26 protein-coding genes and 1 other RNA gene are annotated in these 24,218 nt (G+C 37.0%); 10 read left to right on the forward strand and 17 right to left on the reverse strand.

The genetic code is table 11. From position 1 onward, the window contains the following. Window positions 1–172 precede the first annotated feature (172 nt). Complete coding sequence (locus EDF66_RS16285) at window positions 173–1,318, forward strand: glycosyltransferase (protein ID WP_132843773.1); 1,146 nt, start codon at window positions 173–175, stop codon at window positions 1,316–1,318. Window positions 1,319–1,342: 24 nt separating this feature from the next. After that, a complete protein-coding gene (gene rsmG, locus EDF66_RS16290) occupies window positions 1,343–1,978 on the forward strand; it encodes a 16S rRNA (guanine(527)-N(7))-methyltransferase RsmG (protein ID WP_132772388.1) in 636 nt (211 codons plus the stop codon). Between the two features lies 1 nt (window position 1,979). Here the strand turns inward: rsmG and EDF66_RS16295 are convergent, their stop codons facing one another. Beyond that, window positions 1,980–2,585: a hypothetical protein gene (locus EDF66_RS16295; RefSeq protein WP_132843775.1), complete on the reverse strand. Its 606-nt coding sequence runs from the start codon at window positions 2,583–2,585 to the stop codon at window positions 1,980–1,982. A gap of 89 nt (window positions 2,586–2,674) precedes the next feature. Continuing rightward, window positions 2,675–2,905, reverse strand: a complete 231-nt coding sequence (locus EDF66_RS16300) for a hypothetical protein (protein WP_132772391.1) — start codon at window positions 2,903–2,905, stop codon at window positions 2,675–2,677. Window positions 2,906–3,059: 154 nt separating this feature from the next. Here EDF66_RS16300 and dprA point away from each other — a divergent pair, with 154 nt between their 5' ends. The 5 genes from dprA to accD all read left to right on the forward strand — a co-directional run bounded on the left by dprA (window position 3,060) and on the right by accD (window position 7,026). Next, a complete protein-coding gene (gene dprA / locus EDF66_RS16305; RefSeq protein ID WP_132843777.1) occupies window positions 3,060–4,151 on the forward strand; it encodes a DNA-processing protein DprA in 1,092 nt (363 codons plus the stop codon). A 24-nt stretch (window positions 4,152–4,175) separates the two neighbouring features. Further along, window positions 4,176–5,660, forward strand: a complete 1,485-nt coding sequence (locus EDF66_RS16310) for an MFS transporter (protein WP_132843779.1) — start codon at window positions 4,176–4,178, stop codon at window positions 5,658–5,660. Continuing rightward, the gene (locus tag EDF66_RS16315) at window positions 5,653–5,880 is read left to right on the forward strand and encodes a DUF6814 family protein (RefSeq protein WP_021188509.1); all 228 of its coding nucleotides are present in this window, start codon (window positions 5,653–5,655) and stop codon (window positions 5,878–5,880) included. The genes EDF66_RS16310 and EDF66_RS16315 overlap by 8 nt, the downstream gene beginning before the upstream one ends. 84 nt (window positions 5,881–5,964) lie before the next feature. Beyond that, an RNA gene (ffs, locus tag EDF66_RS16320) (signal recognition particle sRNA small type) lies at window positions 5,965–6,062 on the forward strand. Between the two features lie 121 nt (window positions 6,063–6,183). Then, entirely contained in the window at window positions 6,184–7,026 is an 843-nt protein-coding gene (accD, locus tag EDF66_RS16325; RefSeq protein WP_021188511.1) for an acetyl-CoA carboxylase, carboxyltransferase subunit beta, read from the forward strand. 65 nt (window positions 7,027–7,091) lie between these two features. On the opposite strand, the gene EDF66_RS16330 is transcribed toward accD, so the two are convergent. Then, window positions 7,092–7,433 carry a hypothetical protein gene (locus EDF66_RS16330; RefSeq protein ID WP_132843781.1) on the reverse strand — a complete coding sequence of 114 codons (342 nt, stop codon included), beginning with the start codon at window positions 7,431–7,433 and terminating at the stop codon, window positions 7,092–7,094. A 199-nt stretch (window positions 7,434–7,632) separates the two neighbouring features. On the opposite strand from EDF66_RS16330, the gene EDF66_RS16335 reads away from it, so the two are divergent. Then, entirely contained in the window at window positions 7,633–7,968 is a 336-nt protein-coding gene (locus EDF66_RS16335) for a MerR family transcriptional regulator (protein ID WP_021188513.1), read from the forward strand. 8 nt (window positions 7,969–7,976) lie between these two features. Here the strand turns inward: EDF66_RS16335 and EDF66_RS16340 are convergent, their stop codons facing one another. After that, window positions 7,977–8,471, reverse strand: coding sequence for a metallophosphoesterase family protein (locus tag EDF66_RS16340; RefSeq protein ID WP_132843782.1), 495 nt, complete (start codon window positions 8,469–8,471; stop codon window positions 7,977–7,979). A gap of 1 nt (window position 8,472) precedes the next feature. Continuing rightward, window positions 8,473–9,180, reverse strand: coding sequence for a tRNA1(Val) (adenine(37)-N6)-methyltransferase (locus tag EDF66_RS16345; RefSeq protein ID WP_132843784.1), 708 nt, complete (start codon window positions 9,178–9,180; stop codon window positions 8,473–8,475). A 97-nt stretch (window positions 9,181–9,277) separates the two neighbouring features. On the opposite strand from EDF66_RS16345, the gene EDF66_RS16350 reads away from it, so the two are divergent. Further along, the gene (locus EDF66_RS16350; protein WP_132843786.1) at window positions 9,278–10,456 is read left to right on the forward strand and encodes a hypothetical protein; all 1,179 of its coding nucleotides are present in this window, start codon (window positions 9,278–9,280) and stop codon (window positions 10,454–10,456) included. Here the strand turns inward: EDF66_RS16350 and mutS are convergent. Next, on the reverse strand, window positions 10,453–13,062 hold the full coding sequence (gene mutS / locus EDF66_RS16355) for a DNA mismatch repair protein MutS (RefSeq protein WP_132843787.1): 2,610 nt from the start codon (window positions 13,060–13,062) through the stop codon (window positions 10,453–10,455). The genes EDF66_RS16350 and mutS overlap by 4 nt on opposite strands. A gap of 258 nt (window positions 13,063–13,320) precedes the next feature. On the opposite strand from mutS, the gene mtgA reads away from it, so the two are divergent. After that, window positions 13,321–14,049: a monofunctional biosynthetic peptidoglycan transglycosylase gene (gene mtgA / locus EDF66_RS16360; RefSeq protein ID WP_132843789.1), complete on the forward strand. Its 729-nt coding sequence runs from the start codon at window positions 13,321–13,323 to the stop codon at window positions 14,047–14,049. 64 nt (window positions 14,050–14,113) lie between these two features. On the opposite strand, the gene EDF66_RS16365 is transcribed toward mtgA, so the two are convergent. The 11 genes from EDF66_RS16365 to EDF66_RS16415 form a co-directional block, all read right to left on the reverse strand. Next, window positions 14,114–14,569: a hypothetical protein gene (locus tag EDF66_RS16365; protein WP_021189367.1), complete on the reverse strand. Its 456-nt coding sequence runs from the start codon at window positions 14,567–14,569 to the stop codon at window positions 14,114–14,116. A 14-nt stretch (window positions 14,570–14,583) separates the two neighbouring features. Further along, entirely contained in the window at window positions 14,584–15,126 is a 543-nt protein-coding gene (locus EDF66_RS16370) for a DUF420 domain-containing protein (RefSeq protein ID WP_132843790.1), read from the reverse strand. Between the two features lies 1 nt (window position 15,127). Then, window positions 15,128–15,856, reverse strand: a complete 729-nt coding sequence (locus tag EDF66_RS16375) for an SCO family protein (protein WP_132843792.1) — start codon at window positions 15,854–15,856, stop codon at window positions 15,128–15,130. 5 nt (window positions 15,857–15,861) lie between these two features. Further along, the gene (locus tag EDF66_RS16380; RefSeq protein ID WP_132843793.1) at window positions 15,862–16,239 is read right to left on the reverse strand and encodes a cytochrome C oxidase subunit IV family protein; all 378 of its coding nucleotides are present in this window, start codon (window positions 16,237–16,239) and stop codon (window positions 15,862–15,864) included. Window positions 16,240–16,266: 27 nt separating this feature from the next. Beyond that, window positions 16,267–17,001, reverse strand: a complete 735-nt coding sequence (locus EDF66_RS16385) for a cytochrome c oxidase subunit 3 (RefSeq protein WP_021189363.1) — start codon at window positions 16,999–17,001, stop codon at window positions 16,267–16,269. 9 nt (window positions 17,002–17,010) lie between these two features. Beyond that, window positions 17,011–17,598: a heme-copper oxidase subunit III gene (locus EDF66_RS16390; protein ID WP_021189362.1), complete on the reverse strand. Its 588-nt coding sequence runs from the start codon at window positions 17,596–17,598 to the stop codon at window positions 17,011–17,013. After that, window positions 17,598–18,506, reverse strand: coding sequence for a heme o synthase (gene cyoE, locus EDF66_RS16395; protein WP_132843795.1), 909 nt, complete (start codon window positions 18,504–18,506; stop codon window positions 17,598–17,600). The genes EDF66_RS16390 and cyoE overlap by 1 nt, the downstream gene beginning before the upstream one ends. A 78-nt stretch (window positions 18,507–18,584) precedes the next feature. Continuing rightward, entirely contained in the window at window positions 18,585–19,628 is a 1,044-nt protein-coding gene (locus EDF66_RS16400; RefSeq protein WP_132843797.1) for a COX15/CtaA family protein, read from the reverse strand. A 76-nt stretch (window positions 19,629–19,704) separates the two neighbouring features. After that, on the reverse strand, window positions 19,705–21,567 hold the full coding sequence (locus EDF66_RS16405; RefSeq protein ID WP_207898655.1) for a cbb3-type cytochrome c oxidase subunit I: 1,863 nt from the start codon (window positions 21,565–21,567) through the stop codon (window positions 19,705–19,707). A gap of 28 nt (window positions 21,568–21,595) precedes the next feature. Beyond that, window positions 21,596–22,933, reverse strand: coding sequence for a cytochrome c oxidase subunit II (locus tag EDF66_RS16410; RefSeq protein ID WP_132843798.1), 1,338 nt, complete (start codon window positions 22,931–22,933; stop codon window positions 21,596–21,598). A gap of 42 nt (window positions 22,934–22,975) precedes the next feature. Beyond that, a complete protein-coding gene (locus EDF66_RS16415) occupies window positions 22,976–24,211 on the reverse strand; it encodes a hypothetical protein (protein ID WP_021189358.1) in 1,236 nt (411 codons plus the stop codon). Between the last annotated feature and the right edge of the window lie 7 nt (window positions 24,212–24,218).

Raw genomic sequence — 24,218 nt, forward strand, 5'->3', positions numbered from 1 at the left:
TGATGATTTTTACTGTTTCAGAAGCAAATTCCCCAACATGCTTTTTTTAAAATCTTTGCAAAAATACTATAAAAAGCAATGCAAAGATTGACCTTTTACAAGATTTTAACATTTACAGCACAAAAAACATTATTAAAGCAAATATCCTTGGAACATACTATCTTTGCAACCTATGAACATCGTACAGCAATACGCCTTCTATTACCCTTATATCGCCTTTGGCATCATCGGTTTATTACTGCTCATCCAGTTGTACTATATTATAATTGTATACGGAAAACTGAGTCGTCATAAAGTGCATTCTTATCAGGAACAAGATCAATTTGATCCTATTTCTGTCATCATCTGTGCACATAACGAACAAAAAAATCTAAAGCAGTTTTTAGCATCAATTTTAGAGCAGGATTATCCCCAATTTGAAGTGATTGTTGTTAATGATTACTCTACTGACGAGACAAAATGGATTTTAAAGGAATATCAATCTCAATATGATAACTTAAGAATTGTCGATATTAAGGAACATATACGGCTTAAGCATGGAAAAAAATTCGCCGTTACCCTAGGAATTAAATCTGCTATTTACGAAAAACTGGTTTTCACAGATGCTGATTGCAATCCAAATTCAAGCAATTGGTTAAAAGAAATAGCTGGAGCACTTAACCAACCGGATACAGAGATTGTCATCGGGTACTCCCCTTATTTTAAATATAAAGGTTTTCTCAATAAACTTATCCGGTTCGAGACAACGCATACAGCAATGAGTTACTTATCGTATGCGATAAAAAAAGATGCTTACATGGCTGTAGGCAGAAACATGGCCTACACAAAAACGTTATTTTTCAGTAAAAAGGGATTTGCATCACACATGCACATTAAATCTGGTGATGACGATCTTTTTGTAAATGAAAACGCTACGAAGAAAAATGTAGCCATATCCATTCATGAGGATGCTATCGTTTACTCAGAACCTAAAACAACCTGGAAAAGCTATTACAAACAAAAAGCACGGCATTCGGGCGCTTCGGTTATCTACAAAAAAAGACATCAGCGTATGTTGGGTATGCAATTGATCACTTCATTTTTATTCTACTTTACGATTATCCTGACTGCGATTATTTTCCCTAATTACTGGTACGTACCCGTAGCTGCATATCTAATTCGCCTACTTGCACAGCTCATTGTTTTTAGGGCAATATATAAGAAATTAGCAGTTTCTGACCTCATTTGGTGGTTACCATTATTAGACATCATCTACTATTTCTATATTTGCATCAACGGACTATTCAACCGTAAAAAGAAATCACTTAGCTGGAAATAATATTCATATTTTAAAACTTTCACTTTGAATCCTACAGTAGACATCATATATCAGTATTTTCCAAACTTAACAGAAGTTCAGAAAACACAATTTGCACAACTTGCAGAACTTTATCCGTTTTGGAACAATCAGATCAATGTTATTTCACGCAAAGACGTTGAAAGCCTTTATCTGCATCATGTATTACATTCTTTAGGTATTGCAAAATACGTCATGACATTTGCTCCGGGCACTCGTATTTTAGACGTTGGCACAGGCGGAGGATTCCCAGGAATACCATTGGCTATTTTATTTCCTGAAGTAAAATTTCATTTAGTAGATTCGATCGGAAAAAAAATTAAAGTTGTTCGCGAAGTTGCGTCTGCTTTAGGACTTGAGAATGTTGAAGCAGATCACATCCGTGCAGAACAATTAGACGACAAATATGATTTTGTTGTATCACGTGCTGTAACACGATTAGCAGATTTTGCTCCTTGGATCCGCAATAAATTCCTTAAACAGGATAAAAATGGAATTCCTAACGGTATCTTATATCTAAAAGGTGGTGATCTTAAAGAAGAAATTAAAGAGTCACGACTGAAAGCTGAGCTACACCCACTTTCCGATTATTTTAAAGAAGATTTCTTCGAAACGAAATATGTCGTTTATGTTCCGATGTAATTTAGGGATTTAAGATTTCTAATTTAGGGAGACTCAGACGTTGATGAATGATTTCGACAGAATCTAGGTAGTTTTTTAAACTGTGCTGCACATAAGCAATCTGATCGTAATGGTCTGCCTTGCGCAACCATTTGGAGGAAGGTTCATAATAAGAACGAAATTTAACCAAAGAGTCTCCCGTTAAAGGCGTGTAGGCTTCAGTTAGCGCAGTCCATTGTGCTAAGACTTTGTCTTGTTCGAACTCCCGCTCGAATAGTCTTTGAAGTCTCCGAGAAGCACGACCCTTCTTACTCAAAAGATTATACAACTTATTGAGATTAACGGCAAGACCGCCCTGATATGGCAAGGTCACCATATTTTTAGTATCTCCCCAAAAGTATATGGACTTATATGTAATCTGCTTTTCGGTCATTTTCTCTTCCGCCGTTAATTTTTCCCCAACTATTAGCGCAGTATCCAGTATATTGGTATCCTGATTAATTATTTTTTTATTCCGAAGAGTGGTATCTTGATAGGAAAAAACAAAATGAGCAGATGAAGATTTGACCCGGCTAAAAAATAAAAGCAGACAGATAGACATCAAAAAAAATAAGCGACCTGGATTCATTTCTTTATAATTAGTTATTTAAAAATAACAACAAAAGAAATACGAGCGACGATTTTAACTTTGTTTAACTGTCTATCTATCTTGAATTATTAACCCAATTCTTCTATAATTTTTTTGCCAATCGCATTAATCTCTTCATCCATACCAAACATTGGTAAACCAGTCTCAGGATTGGTTTTCAACCACAGATTCTCTGTATCTTTAATAATCTGTACATATTCTACCCCTTCTTTAAAAATCACATAAGTATCTTCCTCTTCTGGGAATACCGAGTAAACAATATTTTCAATTTCTATATCAAACGGTTCTTTCATTTCCATAGTCATATATTTTTATTTCAAACAAAGATACAAGCTATCTCATAATTCTCTAAAATATGAAAGTAAAATTCTTTTCTAATCTTTTTTGATACCAAAAGTAAAACTGTTTTAGCCTGAATTTCAGTAAAATATTATTATCTTTAAATAACCGAATATGAACTTTTATCATCAAATAGCACTTACCAAAATTAAGGGGGTAGGACCTAAAACTGCGCGAGCTTTGCTTACGCACTGCGGCTCTGTGCAAGAAATCTTAGAGACAAATGCCAGTACTTTAGCAAAAATTCCAGGAGTAAACAGTCGAACAGCTAATGAAATCGCTGCGAAAAACTATCAGGAAGCAACCGAAAAAGAAATGGCATTTGTTGAAAAACACCAGATAAAAGTTTTATGGATTGATAATCCGGATTATCCTCAGAAATTGAGAAATTGTGAGGATGCACCACTGGTCTTATATTACAAAGGGAATGCCGACCTCAATAAAGAACGTATGGTCAGCATTGTCGGAACGAGAAATGCCACCAGCTATGGTCGCAAAATTTGCGATACGCTCATTGAACAGATGCAGTCTCTTCATACCACAATTGTAAGTGGACTGGCCTATGGTATCGATATCATGGCTCACAAAAATGCTTTACTGCATCGGATACCAACAGTGGGTGTATTAGGACATGGACTAGACCGGATTTATCCGGCGACTCATAGAGAAACAGCGTCAGCAATGCTTCAACAGGGTGGATTACTAACCGAATTTCCGTCAGACAGCAATCTTGACCGACAAAATTTCCCTATGCGAAATCGCATTATAGCAGGCATGTCTGATGTAACGATTGTCATAGAGGCGGCCACAAAGGGAGGCGCGCTCATTACTGCTGAAATAGCAAATAGCTATAACCGCGATGTATGCGCATTCCCGGGAGCAATAAATCAGCTTTATTCGGCAGGTTGTAATTATTTAATTAAAACCAACCGCGCACATCTGATCCGGGATGCGAAAGATCTTTGCTACCTGATGAATTGGGAAACTTCAGAAAAACAAACAGGTATACAGCTCCCACTCCTACCTCCTGAGTTAAATAAAGATCAGTTGCACCTCTATCTCTTTCTCCAGGGTAAACAGCAAGTGGGTATTGACGACATCACGCGTTACTGTAACTGGCCACAAAGTAAACTTGCGATGATTTTACTCGAAATGGAGATGAATGGTCATATCACCTCTTTACCTGGAAAAATGTATAAAATTTAAACCTAAACAACCTTATAAATCTAAATGAAAGAAAATACAAATACCAAAACTATTTGGAAAGTAATCGGTGCGTCCTCCATGGGAACACTGATTGAATGGTACGACTTTTTTATCTTCGGAAGTTTATCCATCGTCATTTCAACCAAATTTTTCCCTGCGGACAATCCGACTGCGGCTTTCCTTTCTACCTTAGCCACGTTTGCTGCTGGTTTTGTTGTCAGACCCTTCGGTGCACTTTTTTTCGGTAGATTAGGAGACCTTATCGGAAGAAAATACACATTTATGGTTACACTGTTGCTCATGGGAGGTGCCACTTTCTTGATCGGTTGTATACCCAGCTATGAGAGCATTGGCTTTCTTGCCCCCTTACTGGTACTGATCTTACGTTTATTGCAAGGGCTGGCACTTGGTGGTGAATATGGTGGAGCGGCAACTTATGTGGCAGAACATGCCCCTGAAGGTCAACGTGGCTATTGGACATCCTGGATACAGACGACAGCAACTTTCGGTTTATTTATCTCTTTGGTTGTTATACTCGTAACAAAATACATCTTGACCGAAGAACAATTTGACGCCTGGGGATGGCGTGTTCCATTTATTCTATCCATATTGATGGTGTATGTGTCTTACCTCATCCGTAAAAATATGAGTGAATCGCCCGAGTTTGCCAAAGCGAAAGAAGAGGGTACAACAAGCAAAAATCCTTTAAAAGAAAGCTTTGGAAACCGGTATAACTTAAAATTTGTGTTGCTTGCTTTATTTGGCGCAGCTATGGGACAAGGAGTCGTATGGTATACGGGACAATTCTATTCCATGAGTTACATGAAAACTGTGATGCACCTCAATTCGGACGAAGCTGATATGATCTTAGGAACAGCATTGCTGATCGGAACACCATTTTTTATTCTTTTTGGCTGGTTAAGTGACAAAGTCGGCCGTAAATGGATTATGCTTTTGGGCATGCTACTGGCACTTTGTACCTATAGACCTATATACAAAGCGATGTATCAACTAGCGGATACCAGCACAAAAGAAGTGAGCTCGACCAATACATTAAAATTGGCCGATAACAAGCTTCAAACGATCATCCAGTATACTGATGGAACACGTTCTCAAGAAATAAGCCATGATCAATCGACCGAACAAGATACCCTCATTAAAAAAACGGTAACTGTGCATGGTAGTAACCGCATAGGTTTAACGGCATTGATATTTATTCAGATCATATACATCACCATGGTGTACGGACCAATCGCGGCATTTCTGGTGGAAATGTTTCCGGTTAAAATTCGTTACACGTCCATGTCCTTACCTTACCATGTCGGTAATGGCATTTTCGGAGGCTTATTGCCTGCAATTTCGACCTACCTGACGACAAATGCGCAAATTGCTCAGGATCCTGAATTTTATTTGGCAGGACTCTGGTATCCGATCATTATTGCGGCTGTATGTTTCATAATCGGATCGTTGTATATTAAAAATAAACCTAATCACCTCAACAATGGATAAACTAAAAAAAATATTAGGGATTCTTTGGATTGCGCTGGCGCTATTTACTGCATACTTTTGTCTTTTTGAGCTCGCAATTCCTAAAATAATGATCGGACATCAAGAAGATTTAGTATTCGGAATCATTATTATGTTCATTTTAACACCAATTATCTCACTTGGTCTAGGTCTTTTTGGGTATTATTCGCTCTGTGGCGAGTATGGAAAAGACAAGACTTAAAATCATTCTTATTGACTATCAGCGAAGTAAGCACTAATAGCAAAATATCTTTCTTTAGAAGGATTTTTTTTCTACTTTTGTGACGGGTAAGTCTTTTACGACCAGCTCCCATTGACTCCCCCAGGTTGGGAACAAAGCAAGGGTATTTGGTTGAGCGGTGCGATAAAAGGAGCTTACCCATTTTTTATGCCCAAAATTTCGGGTCAGCTTCCTTTCACAAATCGTAAATACACAGCAATTTTAAGGAATACTTCTACTAAACAAAATAATTTTGTTTATTTGTAACTGAATTAGAACTATCGTATGAGTTGGTTTAAAAGAGATAAAGCCGGAATTAACACGGCAACAGAAAATAAAAAAGAGGCGCCAGACGGATTGTGGAACAAATGTCCATCATGTAAAAAACCGTTGTTGAACCTTGAACAAATCGAAAACAATTACGTTTGTCAATACTGTGGATACCACCTTAGAATTGGTTCTGCAGCTTATTTTTCAATCATTTTTGATAATAACGAGTTTACTGAATTATTCCCGACATTAAGCTCAGGTGACCCGATCAATTTCTTCGATTCAAAACCTTATACAGAACGCTTAAAAGAAAGTCAGGCTAAAACAGGTCTGGTTGATGCTATTCGTTCTGGTCATGGTAAAATCGATGGGCAGGAACTGGTTATCGCTTGTATGGACTTTAACTTCATCGGAGGTTCTATGGGTTCTGTAGTAGGTGAGAAAATTGCACGTTCCATCGATTACTGTATCGAACATAACATTCCTTTTATGTTGATCTCCAAATCAGGTGGAGCTCGTATGATGGAGGCCGCATTCTCATTGATGCAAATGGCAAAAACAGCGGCAAAATTAGCCCTATTGGCTAAAGCAAAATTGCCTTATGTTTGTTTGCTTACAGATCCGACGACAGGAGGTGTTACCGCTTCTTACGCCATGTTAGGAGATATCAATATTGCTGAACCAGGAGCTTTAATCGGTTTTGCAGGTCCACGCGTTATCAAAGAAACAATCAAAAAGGATCTTCCTAAAGGATTCCAGACTTCAGAATTTATTTTAGAGCACGGCTTCCTGGATTTTATCGTAGACAGAAGACAATTAAAAGAAAAAGTATCAACATACTTGAGATTGATTAAATAATAATCGGTCTTTAAAATATCTTCGGTGTTCCACCGAAAAAATAAGAGCTCCTACTATTGGAGCTCTTATTTTTTTAGATACTTAAAAAAAGCCCAAAATCTCCGCTTGGACAAATAATCAAAATCAGCCTCATTGGCATAAGCCTCTCGCTCGTAAGATATATTCAGGTAAGCCTGATGGAAATTTCTGTACTGCAGATAGCGAAATAAAAATTCAATAAGATAACTGATATAAAAGAATATAATGAGCAATTCCACCGCCTGCCTCATATGTATCTGCTCGTGATTGATCAATTGACGGTTATCTTTAAATATACGCTTCTTTAGAAAAATAAAAGGATAAATAGTAATGGCATCAGCCTTTCCCCATGAAAATACTTTTGTCCAAAACCGACTAACCAAAATCATATCTTTTCAAATTAAATCCAATTCTATAAATTACTACGAATCAAGATAGATAATTTTTATTATCTATCTTACATTGTATATTTCCTCTATAAAATAATTCTTGATGGTAGAGGAAAGAACGATAAATTTGTTTTATATTAGGTGCAACGATATTCAACAAATTTATCTAAGTTTGTTATATAAAAATTAACAGATTAGTATGCCTTACAAAGAGCGCGAAATTAATAAATTGTATTACACGATGGGTGAAGTGACAACCATGTTTGATGTCAACGCATCCCAAATTCGTTTCTACGAGCGTGAATTTGATATTATTCAACCAAAAAAGAATAAAAAAGGAAATCGTCTATTTACCCAAGATGATATTGCTAATTTAAAAATCATCTTCAATCTGGTTAAAGATAAAGGTTATACCCTTCAAGGTGCACGTGAATATCTGCGCACTAATAAATCTGAAGCTAAAGAAAATCAGCGTGTCGTCGATTCTTTAGAAAAATTAAAGAGCTTTTTATTGGAAGTACGTGACAGCTTATAATGAGTTGCCTACCTTCCCGCAAGTTCAATAATCTCTAAATTTTCAATTTTACTGCCATTAATTTCAAACCGCATTAGTGTTCTCACTTTGTGCCAGCCCTGTTTTCCCGCAGCTCCTGGATTTAGATGTAGGCATTTTAACTTCTGATCATACATCACCTTCAAGATATGCGAGTGCCCCGTAATAAAAAGCTGGGGAGGATGAGTAGTTATCTCCTTTTTTATCCGTGGTGCATACTTACCGGGATACCCGCCGATATGTGTCAACCAAACAACTACGCCTTCACAGGTAAACCTCAGATCTTCGGGAAAACGATGACGTAGTCCTTGATCATCGATATTGCCATAAACACCTCGTAAAGGTTTAAAACCTTCCAGTTGGTCTGCAACAGCGGCATTTCCAAAATCACCAATATGCCAGATTTCGTCACAGTTTTCAAAGTGCTTAAACACCGACTCGTCCAGATAAGCATGTGTATCTGATATCAATCCAATTCTTGTCATACTAAAAAGCTAAAAAATAAGGTCGCAAAGCGGTCTTATACATTTCTGAATAAACACCTTTCGCTTCATAAATTATAAAATCAGAAACTGTTGAAACTCCACGATAAGCTTTCTGAAAAACAATAATCTTACGGATGATGGCATCACCTTCGAAAGATCGGATCTGAATCTCCTCTTTTAAACATAAATCCAAGGTTTCCGCAATCTCCTTCAGTTCATCGGCCAATAGTTTTGGAACGATCAAAGCCAATTGCCCATCTACCTGTAGTTTGACTGCGGCGAAGGTCAACAGCTCGTTAAAAAACTGAAGATCGGTATGTCTGGCCAACTTCTTCCTTGCATCGGGATTATGCAACGAATCGGTATAAAATGGCGGGTTAGAAATAATAAAATCAAAAGAGCCTGTATCAGTAAAATCTTGAAATGAACAAGCGTGCATCACCATTCGGTCTCCAAAATTGGAGTTTCTAAAATTTATTGCTGCCCGCTTCGCGGCTGCAGGGTCAATTTCCACAGCGATCACCTCGCTATCCGCACAGCGCTGTGCTAACATAAGCGCAATCACACCTGTACCTGTACCAATATCTAATATACGTTCCGAGGATTCAACATGAACGAGTGAAGCTAATAACACAGCATCGGTATTAATTTTCATCGCACAATCAGATTGATCAACGGCAAACTCTTTAAACTGAAATATAGAAGCCATTGTCACAAAGATAATTCTTTTAAAACCGTTGCACTATTTGATCTTTACAATATTTGAATAAATTTTTATTACTTTAGGTCAATAAAAACAAATACGTATGAACCGATATATTTCTGTTATTCTCTTCAGTATTATCACCCTATTCACGATCATTCCTTCATCCTTTGCACAAGATAAATGCGAACTAACGATCAACAGCTCGCTTGACCCCTTGACTAAGATATTAAATGCAAACCAGTACGATAAACTAGCACCAATCTTAGCTCAGATAGAACAAAGCTGTGGGACGATAGAACTTGTTCAGCGAATCAAAATAGTACATTTGATCATCGCTAAACAAAGTAGTGGCAATGCCATCGAGCGTTATTTAGACAATGGTTTTGATGAACAATTATTGAACCGCTTTGCTGATGCTGCAAGAGAGGATTTTGCCTATCAGTATGAATCTAATAAACTGCAATATAATTATGTTCCACTGAGACATCCGATCGACCAGCTCATTAAAACACGTGCAAAAGCTTTATTGCAGTCTCAATCCTATACGCTTTCCGATGCAGAAATTGACATCTTAAATATTTTTTCGAACGAAGAGTTATTGCGTAACCAGGCATCATCTGTAAAACAAACGGTACCTGAAAAACAAGAGCATGCAGTAAAAGAGGAACAGGAGGAGACATTAGCTTTAGCAGATTATTACAATAAGTCTAAGATAGGTTTTCTTCCGTATATAGGTGTATATGGTCCTTTAGGTGGAAAAAACACCACATTTGGACCTAATCTTTCTCTTGGTTTTACTATTATGAGCTCGCTCCAAAAGTCATTTATATTTGAAGGGGGATTTAAGGTCCGTATCAATAGCAACGATAAAAATTTTGACTACAATTACTACGATCAGAGCGAATCTGTGAATTCCAATTTCGGTTTATTTTTTGGCGGAGCTGTCGGTTACAAAATTTATGATAATACCAAATATATTGTCATTCCTAAACTTAATATCGGAATAGATATGGTCGACACAGGAATATCTGAAGACATCTATACAGATGGTTATTACGATGGCTATGGCGATTATATATCCGGCGGAAATTCCACAAAATTACATACTGTGAATACTATGCACTTGGGACTTAGTATGGCAGGAATGCGTCAGATTAAGGGAAAAAATTATATAGGAATAGAAGCTGGATATCATTATACCCCATACCAGTGGGATCATAATCTTCTCAGCAACATCTACAACCACTACGGAAGTATAGAATTATTTTTCAGATTCTAATTTTTCAATAACCGCTGGATCTCATCCAATTTCATAAGCGCTTCCACAGGGGTCAGCGTATTCACATCCAAATTATTCAGCATATCACGGATTTTCTCAAGGACGGGATCATCAATCGAAAACATCTGTAATTGATAGGCTTGCTTTTGGATTTTGCGCATACTATCTTTAATCTGTTCGCCACCAGTCCGCTCCTGCTCTAATCTTTTTAAGATTTCATTTGCACGGGATAGTAATTTTGGTGGCATACCTGCTAATTTAGCTACGTGGATACCAAAGCTATGTTCTGAGCCTCCTGGAACTAACTTACGTAAGAATATAACCTTATTGTTCATCTCCTTAACCGTCACATTATAATTCTTGATGCGGGGCATGGAATTGGTCAATTCATTCAATTCATGATAATGAGTAGCAAACAATGTTTTGGCCTTAGCTGCAGGATGGTTGTGAAGAAATTCAGCGATAGCCCAAGCGATAGAGATACCATCATAAGTGCTTGTTCCTCGACCAATTTCATCCAATAAAATTAAACTCCGGTCAGAGAGGTTATTCATGATACTGGCCGTTTCATTCATTTCAACCATAAATGTTGATTCACCGGACGATAAATTATCAGATGCTCCTACCCGGGTAAAGATTTTATCCACAAGACCTATCTTTGCTTCCTTTACAGGAACAAAAGAACCGATCTGAGCCATGAGTACGATTAATGCCGTTTGGCGCAAGAGCGCCGACTTACCGGCCATGTTGGGACCAGTGATGATGATAATCTGCTGCGTGGTATTATCCAAGTAAACATCATTCGTGATATAATCTTCACCAATGGCCATTTTCTTTTCGATAACGGGGTGACGACCACCTTTAATATCTAATACTTTACTTTCTGATATCTCGGGCTGAACATAATAATTCTTTTCTGCGATAACAGCAAAGTTCAAAAGCACATCTAATTTCGCCAGTAACTGGGCATTCAATTGAATCGGTTTAATGAAAGCCGCAATAGCAATTAACAATTCGGCATAAAGCCGATTCTCAATGACCTGAATTTTTTCCTCAGCACCTAAAATCTGATCTTCATATTCTTTTAGCTCCTCGGTGATGTAGCGTTCGGCATTCACCAAAGTCTGCTTTCTAATCCATTCTGTAGGTACCTTATCACGGTGTGTATTGGTAACTTCTAAGTAATAGCCAAAAACATTATTAAAAGCAATTTTAAGGGAAGGGATACCAGTTGCCTCTGCTTCTCTCTTTTGGATTTCGATTAAATAATCTTTTCCTCCGAAAGCGATCTTACGTAAACGGTCCAATTCATCGTCCACACCATCAGCAATTACATTTCCTTTATTCAAGGCAACAGGAGGTTCTGCGAAAACTTCTTTTTCAATTTTATCACGAATGATACGACAGACATCCAGCTGATCAGCAATGGCTCGAAGGGCTTCAGAATTTTCCTGATTCGTTAGCTCCTTTAATTTTTCAACAGCATATAAGGCACGTTTCAACTGTACAATTTCGCGGGGTGAAGCTTTCTGAAGACCAATTTTAGAAATAAGCCGCTCAAGATCGCCTACATACTTAATCTCTTGAATCAAGGCATCGCGTAAATCTTTATGCTCAGAAAAGTAAGCAACCACATCGAGACGCTCTTGAATTGATTTACGATCTTTCAATGGCATTACAATCCAACGTTTTAATAAACGCGCCCCCATGGGAGAAGCAGTTTGGTCCAAAACATCCGATAAAGTCGTCGCATTTTCATTTGCAGATCCGATCAGTTCGAGATTACGAACTGTAAAACGATCTAACCACATGTAACGATCTTCTTCAATACGCGAAATATTAGAAATATGCTGCAGATTGCGGTGTTCTGTTTCATTCAGATAATGTAAGGCAACACCGGCAGCAACCATCCCAATAGGCATCCGGTCGATACCAAAACCCTTCATTGAATTAACTTCAAAATGTTTCAATAAGTGCTCTGTTGCGTAATCTCCAGTATAAGGCCATTCGTCTAGCATATAGGTATAATACTGACTACCGAATAGCTCCAAAAATTCTTTGGATTGCTTACGCGACATGATGACTTCTGTTGGTTTAAATCCCTGCAAAAGTTTGTCAATATAAGACTGCGTACCTTGTGCGACTAAAAACTCACCAGTAGAAATATCTAAGAAAGAAATTCCGATCTGCGTTTTCTCAATATAAATTGAGGCTAAATAATTATTGGACTTCTGTTGGACAATATTATCATTATAAGAAACGCCAGGAGTCACCAATTCTGTTACTCCACGTTTAACGATGGTTTTGGTTTGCTTAGGATCTTCCAATTGGTCACAGATAGCTACACGCTGACCTGCACGGACAAGTTTTGGCAAATAAGTCTCCAGAGAATGATGCGGAAAACCTGCCAGAGCAGTTTCCGATTCGGTTCCATTTCCTCTCTTAGTTTGTACGATCCCTAAAATACTGGCGGCCTTAATGGCATCTTCACCAAATGTTTCATAAAAATCACCTACACGGAACAACAATAATGCACCTGGATATTTCACCTTGATCGCATTGTACTGCTGCATTAATGGAGTTACCTTTTTTTCTGCCTTTGCCAATTGGATTTCGTTTATTGATAATAAGCCGTAAAAATAACATAATCTACCTGATTAGACAAACGATCTCGTAGAATATGAAAAACTTAATTCTCTTTTCGCCTTAAATCATTTTTCAATATACATACATACCGAAGAATATCCATTACCTCGATCTCAGGCTTGTAAAAAAGAACATCTAAAAAAAAGCATATCATAAACAATACTGAACATAACAATTGGGCAAAATATTTCGTTCCTTTGCATTGTTTTTCAAAAGATATGGCAATTAAAAGAACGAATCAAGTAAAGAAAAAAAAGGTTCAAACAGGTTGGCAAAAAAAAGTTAAAACTTGGTCAATACGTATTGTTGGAGGTTTCTTTGCAATAACTCTATTTTGGGTACTCGCACTTAAACTCATCAATCCACCTATTACCTGGCTCATGATCCAACGTGGGTTTGAGTTACAGGCAGCTGATAAAGGATTTAAACTGGAAAAAGATTGGTTAAATTACGATGAGCTCTCGGACAACCTAAAACGTGCTGCGATAGCAGGTGAAGATGCTCATTTCATGACGCACTGGGGTTTTGACACTGATGCTATTCAAAAAGCTATAGAGAAAAATAAAGATGGAAAAAAATTACGTGGGGGAAGTACAATCAGTCAGCAGGTAGCAAAAAATGTATTCCTGTGGCCAAAGCGTTCTTGGCTTAGAAAAGGTTTAGAAACTTACTTTACTGTTTTAATCGAAACATTCTGGAGTAAAAGAAGAATTCTGGAAGTCTATCTCAATGTTATTGAAATGGGGCAAGGTGTTTATGGAGCAGAAGCTGCATCCCAGTATTACTTCAAAAAATCAGGATCTACCTTATCAAAGAAACAAGCCGCACTGATCATTGCAATCCTGCCCAATCCAAGACAGTGGGATGCCCAAAATCCATCAGCCTATGTGAATCGTAGAGCAAATAGTATTGTTCGTTACATGGATCATTACCAAATACCAGAATAGCAAAAATATGATGAGGTTATAATAAAAGAAGCGATGATTGATCAATCATCGCTTCTTTTATTATCTAGCCAAACACTCGTTTATGCCAACTTTCTCCAAAAGGAATCTGCCATTTATCAGTTAAAGACGCTAAAGAGGTGATCGTATTATCAAAGACAACAGTTGTGTCGTCAATCTGACCATCTTTTACTAAATTTTCAAATTCAGATCTGGATGCAGCATGCAACTGACCTTCCTTTTTAAAAGCAACGTTCATACGATCAAAAAGCTGAATATCAAAATCTGCTTCTAGTGTCTTCAAAAAGCGGACGGAACTGTCAATTGAACAACCAGATGCTGCGGCAATCTGCTCATCCACGGATAGCACAATAAACAAGTTATACCTAACCTCCGCCTGAGCAGATAAAGGTTCTCCATGCACTTTCCAGCCTGCGGCAAAATCTGCCAACCTGTTTTGAATCAATAACGCTTCATCATCAGTAAAGAAACGATTTGATTGATATACCCACGCACTTGTCATAACTTTTGAATTAATTAGTGAACATAATATGGTGAAATCATCAAATATACAATAACACCCGTTACCGCTACATATAACCACATCGGGTAAGTAATACGTGCTATTTTTTTATGTCTTTCATACGACCCAGCAATACCTCTTACATAAGTAATCAGTACAAAAGGGATAATAATAACAGACAATACTATATGTGTTATTAATATAAAATAGTATATCGGACGTAATATGCCCTCTCCACCGTATGGTGTAGAGTTAGCGGTCATATGATAAGCAACATACATCCCTAGGAACGCAACAGAACAACATACACAAAGTTTAATTAACCTTTCATGTAATTTACGATTACCTTTTTTAATCGCTAAGACTGCCCAGAACAATAATATCGCAGTGATACCATTGATCGTTGCATATATAGGGGGCAAAAACCCCAAAGGTTCTACATCATACCCTAATTTGCGTAAATTAACGCCAAACAAAGCCGCCACTACAAGTGGAATAACAACTGATAAAACGATGATCCACTTGTTATATTTCTTCTCTTCTGCTGTTTGTCCCATTTTATTTAGTTTCAATCTTTGGAGGATGATTTCTTATTTCCTCCACAACCAATAATTTAACCTCATCACTTAAGCGTTCCGCTTCTTTATTCATCGTGATATCATAAAATCCTCTGATTCTACGTTTCGTATCTATCAAAACATAAGATGACCCCACAACAAAAGGATTATCTTTATCTGCTGTAGCTAAAGCGTCCTGTAGTAAACCATCTTTTGCAAATTTAAAGATATCCGAACTCGGTTTACTTACAAAGTACCATCTTTTATCTGAGGGATCGATATTCTTTATGTAATTTTTTAATACATCGGGTGTATCATAAGTAGTGTCGACAGAAACAGAATAGAATTTAATCATCTTATTATGTCTAAACTCACCAGATATCTTATTCAGGCTATTAATCATTGTTGTCGAAAACGACTTATCTCTCGAATAAAAAAGATGTACAACAGTAATAGCGCTATCCTTACCAAACAGATCAACGGGTTTGCCATCGTAGTTGATAAAAGACATATTTGGAACCTCATGATAGATTGTATCCATGATATCTCGGCCCCATTTACGATGAGTAGTACCTGGAACTTCTTTTTGACCGAATATTGGCAAAGTAGAATACGAATTCGCCATTCCAGTTCTATTCAGCACTACATACAAAAATCCTGGCAATAATAATATTATTGCCAGGATCATGATAGTTTGAATACCTTTATTTTTACCAGTATTTTTACCCATTTATATTATTTATTTTCCCACAATTGGTGAGGTTGTAATTCATGCAATAGGAAGTTACCTTCAGTAAGCATTAAAATGATAAAATAAATAATGAAGATAAATACGATACTTACAGTAACGATGAAACTAGATTTCTCAAATTTCAAGTGCATAAAGTAAGCTACGATATAATACGCTTTTATTAATGTTAATACAATATAGATGGAGTTAACCAAAGCACCTTTTGCTAAGATTTGCCAGTGATGAACAAATCCCAATGCGATTAAGAATTCGACAGCAGTTAATGCTAAAAGGACGAAGAAAATTCTCCAGATACCTTTTTTATCCATTCCTTCTCCGTGTCCGTGCTCCTCATGAGCAATATTATCGTGATGTTGTGACATAGCTTTTCTAAAATTAAAAACTTATAATTATACTAAATAGAAGAATGTAAATACAAACACCCAAACTAAATCCACAAAGTGCCAGTATAAACCTACTTTTTCAATCATTAAATACGAACCGCGATTCTCGAATGTGTTATTCAAAGTCATGCACAGGACGATAATATTTAAGATAATACCTACAGTAACGTGAAAACCGTGAAAACCTGTGATCGTAAAGAACAGATTGGCAAACTGCAACGCTGAAGTATAGGAGATATCATGTGTAAAATACGGTTGCAAAGCATCTTTAATAGCATCACCCTCTAAACCTGTTGCCGGGTTTTGACCAAACCAGAAACCAGCATGGTGTAAGTGAGTCCACTCGATCGCTTGACAGCCTACGAAAGCAATACCACCAAGTATTGTCCATAACATCCACTTTACTACTTCATTTTTTGAGTTACGATGCCCTGCTTCTACAGCTAATACCATAGTCACAGAAGACATAATCAAAATAAAAGTCATAATACCAACGAACACTAAAGGTTGTCCGTGTTCTGCAATACCTGGTATAGATTGGAAAATCTTATCCGCATCTGGCCATGTACTATGTGCAAATCGTTGCGTTCCGTAATAAACCAAAAACGCAGAAAATGTAAAGGCATCCCCAACTAAGAAAAACCACATCATGATTTTTCCGTATTCCAAATTCCAAGGTGATTTTCCACCATTCCATGGACCGGTTTTTACCTTATCCAATTGTGATACAGTTGTACTCATTGTTTACTATTATTGATTCAAAAGTAAGAAAACATATATATAAATCCACAAAAGATCGAGAAAATGCCAAAAAATAGTGGCTAGATTCATGCGGAATTGATTGCCGTCTGGAGGAAGTGGTTTAAATACTCCCACTAAAGCGGTAATCAACACGATCACTCCCGCAATAATATGTGCTAAGTGCATTCCTGTAAAAACATAAACAAAAGACTGTGACGCATTGTTATTCACAAAATAAACGCCTCTTTCTGTTAATATTTCCCACGAATAAACCTGTAGCGCAAAAAATATAATTCCCAAAATTAAGGTAGCAAAAAGCAACGCTTTCTGTCTAGCCAAATTACCTACCTGCGCTGCCTTATAAGCAAAATGCATGGTAACACTACTTAAAACAATTGCCATCGTACTATAGATAAAAGTATCTGGTAATAATGTTTTAAGTCCTTTATCAACACCACTTGCCGTATAGACAATAAAACCGCTGGACAATGCTGCGAACATCATAAACATACCCAGCATCCCCAACCATAGGGTAAATTTTTGAGCCTTACGCGATACTAACTTCTCGTCAGTTTGTTGTACTCCTTGATTTAACATTATTTCAAAGGTATAAAGTCAAATAATAACACTAATTGCGTAATAGGAAGATAAAAAAATGAGGTAAACATCACTTTTCTCGCCGAAGCAATATCCTGATTCTTAAAAAGCTGAAAGCCATAATAAGCAAAGAACACACCCCCTATCGCAGAAACAGCTGTAAAGATCCAGCCTCCGAAACCATAATACATGGGAAGAAATGCTGCTGGTATCATGATCAATGCCGAAAGAAAGACCATAAAAGCAGAAATCTTATCACGCTTGGTCGTTGGCAATAACCTAAAACCCGCCTGTTTATAATCATCATCAATCACCCATGCTAGAGACCAGAAATGTGGGAATTGCCACAAAAACTGAATTCCAAACAAAATAAATGGAATCATAATGATTGCACTTTCATTTGTTTGACTGTAGATTGCTAAATCATCTTGACTAAATGCAGCAAAATAACCAATCAATGGTGGCAATGCACCAGGAAAGGCCCCTACAAATACAGCAATCGGTGATTTCCTTTTTATTGGCGTATACACAAATGCATATAACAATATGGAAAATACCGATAGTAATCCCGCAACAAAATTCAAACGTACCAAAACCAAAGTTCCCAAGATTCCCATAAATAAACTTAGAATCAAGGCCTGACCAGTTGTCATTCTTCCAGAAGGAAGGGGACGGTCAGCAGTACGGGTCATTAACTTGTCTAGATCTTTTTCGATAATTTCATTGAAACCATTCGCTGCACCTGTCACTAGGAAACCTCCTAATGTCAATAGCAACCAATTGATCCACAAAATATCCCCTCCAAGTTGCTTTGCTCCGATCAAAAAAGAGATGGATGCCGAAAAAACAACCGTTAATGTCAGTCTTAACTTAACTAATTTCTTGAAATCAGAAATAAATTCTTTCATAGCGACAAATGTCCTCTTTTTAATTGTTTGTACAAAGTAAAAACTAAATTACCTTATACATCCATTTCATTCATTCAATTAACGTTGCGATTTTCCTAACAACAACATCAAATAATATTGACATCCAAATAAAAGACTGCCAATGACCAAATGAGTTGTCTGTGCGAATGCAGGAACAGCAAATCTTGCCAGGATAATACCCGATAACATCTGAATACCTACTAAAATAAAGAGTAGCGTACCAAACCTTGCTTGAACTGTACTACTACTAAATTTTGTACGCACTAAAAAGAACAATACAATTACTAAAATCAAAGAACTATATGCTAGCCAACGATGTATTTCAAAATGTTGGCCAATATTTTGTATAAAATCTTCCCTAGGCATACCCGAAGCTGTCAACATATCAACAATTTCCCGTACTTCTGTTCCGAAGACAACCTGCACTAACATCAACACTAAAGAGATGATGGCAAGCATTTTTAATCCACTGGAATCTCGATTAATCAGGATTGATTTATCCCGTAATGTTGTTGCTTTAAAGTAGGTATAGATGGAGATTGCTACAATAACCAATGCAAGAAGCATGTGTACTGTAATCACCCAAGGAGTTAAATTAGTTGAAACAACTATCGAACCCAACCAAGCTTGAACGACAACAACAAAAACATTAACCACCGACCAAATAAAAATTGATCGTTTTGATTTAATATAGGTAAAAGAATAGATGGCTGTAAACAATAAACAAAAGCCAGCAACAACACCAACTAAACGATTAGCATATTCTGTCCATGTTTTTGCTACATTAAACTCCTCATGTTCAAGAATACTTTTGTCATGACGAATTTTAGTTGCCAAATCACGATAGCCAAAGAATTCAATCATCTTGGCAAATCGCTCATTTTTCTTAGCTCTACCTGTTATATAATGTTCTTCATAACCAACCGGCAACTGTGATACATCCGTAGGAGGAATAATCCGATTAAAGCATTTAGGCCAATCGGGACATCCCATTCCGGACCCCGTACTACGTACAACACCTCCAGCTACAATCACTAAAAACAAAACAACTATTGTAATGAAATTGGATCGAATAAAACGCTTTTCAGCAGCTGGAAACATATCTTTTACCTTTTTGGTTATCAATAATATTTAGAGTAAGTCATTTCGCACAACTTACTCTAAATATCGTTTTTAGTTATTTTTTATTTTGAGCATCCCATTCTGTCTGGATACGCTCAGCTTCTTCATTACCTTCGAAATCATGAAGGAAATTAGAGCTCATTGTTTCTGAGAAAGGTACAGTCTGAGGAATAAAATCTTCATCATGTCCTGGCTTACTGTAATCATACGGCCAACGGTGTACTGTTGGGATCTCTCCTGGCCAGTTACCATGGATATGTTCTACTGGAGTAGTCCACTCTAATGTATTGGACTTCCAAGGATTCTGAGGAGCTCTTTCTCCAAAGAAAATGGAGTAGAAGAAGTTGAACAAGAAAGCTACTTGACCTAAACCTGCAACAATAGCAGCCCAAGTAATTAACATGTTAACTGAAACCCATTTCTCCATGAAGGCAAACTCTGTAAATGCATAGTAACGACGTGGAACCCCATCTATACCCATAAAGTGCATCGGGAAGAATACCAAGTAAGCACCGATAAATGTCATCCAGAAGTGTAAGTAACCCAATTTAGTGTTCATCATACGACCAAACATTTTAGGGAACCAGTGGTAAACACCACATAGCATACCGAAGATCGAAGCAGATCCCATTACCAAGTGGAAGTGGGCTACAACGAAGTAAGTATCGTGCAAGTTGATATCTAATGCTGCATTACCTAAGAATAATCCTGTAAGACCACCTGAGATAAAGAAAGATACTAAACCAATAGCAAACATCATCGCTGGAGTGAAACGGATGTTACCTCTCCATAATGTCGCCATGTAGTTAAATGCTTTTACCGCAGAAGGAACTGCAATGATTAATGTTGTGATCATAAATACACCTCCTAAGAAAGGATTCATACCTGTCACAAACATATGGTGACCCCAAACGATAAATGATAAAACTGTAATACCAATTAACGAGTAAACCATGGCATGGTAACCAAAGATCGGTTTACGAGAGTTTGTTGAGATAACCTCCGAAGTAAGACCCAATGCAGGCATTACAACGATATAAACTTCCGGGTGACCTAAGAACCAGAATAAGTGTTGGAACAAAATTGGAGATCCACCTTCATTAGGTAAAATCTGGCCTTGAACAACTAAATCTGATAAATAGAAAGAAGTACCGAATGAACGGTCAAAAATCAATAAAACAACTGCTGATACTAATACTGGGAAAGATAACATACCTACGATGGCAGTTAAGAAGAAAGCCCAGATTGTTAAAGGCATTTTCCAAAGATCCATACCTTTAGTACGCATGTTCAAGATTGTACTTACGTAGTTAATACCACCGATCAACTGTGAAGCTACGAAAAGAACCATACTTACCAACCATAATGTCATACCTGTAGCAGAACCTGCAATTGCTGTAGGTACCGCAGACAGTGGTGGATAAATTGTCCAACCAGCTGATGCAGGTCCGCTTTCAACAAAGAAAGAAGCAATCATGATAACTGAAGCTACAAAGAACATCCAGTAGGACAACATATTCATTAAAGGAGACGCCATATCGCGTGCACCAATTTGATAAGGGATCAGTAAATTACTAAAAGTACCCGATAGACCCGCTGTTAAAACGAAGAATACCATGATGGTACCGTGAATGGTTACCAAAGAAAGGAAAAATGAAGGGTTAATACGACCACCCTCAGCCCATTTACCTAAGAATACTTCCAGAATCGGAAATTCTTTATCCGGCCACGCAAGTTGGATACGGAATAAGATGGATAAGATCATAGCAAATACCGCCATGAAAATACCCGTGATCAAAAATTGCTTAGCAATCATCTTGTGGTCACCACTGAAGATATACTTCGAGATGAATGACTCTTGATGATGTCCATGCGAATCGTGATGCTCAGCGCTATGCGAAATAACTGTACTTGACATATTCGTTTTTAAAATTCAATTATTCTAATTAATTTAATGAAGCAGTAACGTTTACGCTATCTTTTACTTGTGGAGTCTTTACTTCTTTTGTAGCAAACTCCTTTTGTACATCCTCAGTAAAATATTTATTTTGCGTCGCTAACCACGTTTTATATTCCGCTTCAGTAACTACAACTACTTTCTTAGACATACTATAGTGACCTTGTCCACAGATTTTGTTACATAACATAACGAAATCATATTTAGGATCATTCATACGCTCACGCATTTCTTCGGTAGTTACAGTAGGTGTAAATTGGAAGTAATTCGTCATACCCGGTACAGCATTGATCTGAACGCGGAAATCAGGAATGTAGAATGAGTGAATAATATCTTTGGAAATGATGTGGAAACGTACAGACTTATTAACCGGAAGCACAATATCAGCACCTTGAATATCATCCCATGAAGTTTTATCATTGAAATCGATACCGTAAGGATTAGTCGGAGTCGTTAATTTATAATTACGTTTTCCTATCTGACCATCTAAACCTGGGTAACGCACATGCCAAGCAAATTGCTCACCCAATACTTCAATCTGAAGAGCAGATTTCTGTAAATCTTCTGGAACATTTGTAATTGATCTCCATGTAAAGAAACCAAATAATACCAATACAGTCAAAACAACAGCTGGAACGATTGTCCAGATTTTTTCAATTGTATTGTTATGTGGTAAATAGTAAGCTTTACCATTTTTCTTCATTCTATAAATGAACGTAAACGTCAGTAATAAAATGTGTGTGATAACCAATACAAATGTTGTAATAACAGTTGTGATGATAAACATCGTATCAATCTTAGCACCATGTTCTGTTACAGCATCTCTCCAAGCCATACCGCCATGGTGAGAGAATGAATAATACACACCTCCTAAGAAAACAAATAGGAAAATGAATAATAACCATGCCTGAAAACTATTTGATGCTAAAGGATTATGCTTTCTATTCATCTTATTTGTTAACTCATAGATTGAGATAACTTTACCAATAACAGCAACAACTGTACAGATAACTAAGAATAATAAAACATAATAAATGAAGTTTTTATAGACTTGAGGGTCTATCTTCTTCTCTACCTCTGCAGCTTTGGCGTCAACTTTTGTTGTAGACGTACCTGCTGACGCAGCAACTTCTGCTTTTGCAGTTGTAGCCGAATCGACAACATTTGCTCCAGCAGCTGTTGCATTAGTTGCAACAGCTTCCGTAGCTTTAGTCGTATCTACCACTACAGAATCTTGGCTTGCAAAAGATGGGATTGCGAATAACAACCCGATTGCAAGGACCAAACCTGAGATGGATTTGAATCTATTATTTAATTTAAAGCTCATTTCTTTATAACGATTTTACGTAATATCCCTTTAAAAGCGAAACTATATTTGGTGATGTAAACTCTCATCCAAGAAAGGATGATTTTTAGCTACTAAGCTTTGTTTACTCAATTTACTCATTACTAAGAATGTAAATAAACCTACAAATCCAAGTGCTGTACCGATTTCTACAATACCAAACCCACGGTGAGATTCAACTGTACCAGGCATAATCATGATATAGTAATCTAACCAGTGACCTGCAAGTAATAAAATCGCAACGAATAACATGGCATTTTTCTTACGTTTTGCATCACGATCAACTAAAAGCAATAAAGGAGCTAAAAAGTTAATAACAATGTTTAACCAGAACCATGGTTTATATTCTGGCTCCCAACGTTTGTAAAAATATACAGTTTCCTCAGGCATGTTAGCATACCAGATTAAGATAAACTGTGCAAACCAAACGTAAGTCCAGAAGATAGAAAAACCAAAAATCAATTTACCTAGATCATGTAAATGATTTTCATTTACCCAATTCATGTAACCTGCTTTTTGTAATACAATTAAAATAATTGTAATCACACAAAGACCACTAACCCACATTGCTGCAAAGTTATACCAGCCAAACATCGTAGAAAACCAATGCGCTTCTAATGACATGATGGTATCAAATGACCAAATTGGAGTTGTAAAACCAAAAATAACTAAAAATATAGCTGATAATTTAAAGCTCTTTTTATAAGAATTTAAACCACCTTCTAAATCTTCTTTATAAGACAATTTCGCTAAGATAATGGCAAAAATACTATAAAGTCCCATAAAAATTACCTGGCGACTTAAAAAACCTGAAAAATTCAAATACCATGACTTTCCAGCGATGATACTATCATAAGCAGGGCTATTCGGATCTGTAAGACCTTCTGCATACCAGTGATGGTATAGATTGTGAGTGCTTAATCCCAATGCAACAATCACTAATAAAATGATTGACGCAATAGGCAAAATACCTGCCATAGCCTGAGGTATACGGATGATACCAGCTGACCAAGCAGATTGTGTTACATATTGTAATGCCAGGAAAAAAGCTCCAGCAGCACATACACATGTAAAATAATAACCCATCAATAATAAGTTAGCATAAGTACGCTCTACTAGAATATGATCGCCCATAAGCATTCCGTAGGCTACTGCAGCTATACCAACAACGATTGCGATGATACTGAATGTTTTTGCTTTACCAGCAAACTCGAATCGCTCGTTGAAATTATAATCGTGATGATGATTGTGAGTTCCCATTTATTTA

The sequence above is a fragment of the Sphingobacterium sp. JUb20 genome (assembly GCF_004342035.1).
In the GTDB taxonomy this organism is placed as follows: domain Bacteria; phylum Bacteroidota; class Bacteroidia; order Sphingobacteriales; family Sphingobacteriaceae; genus Sphingobacterium; species Sphingobacterium anhuiense.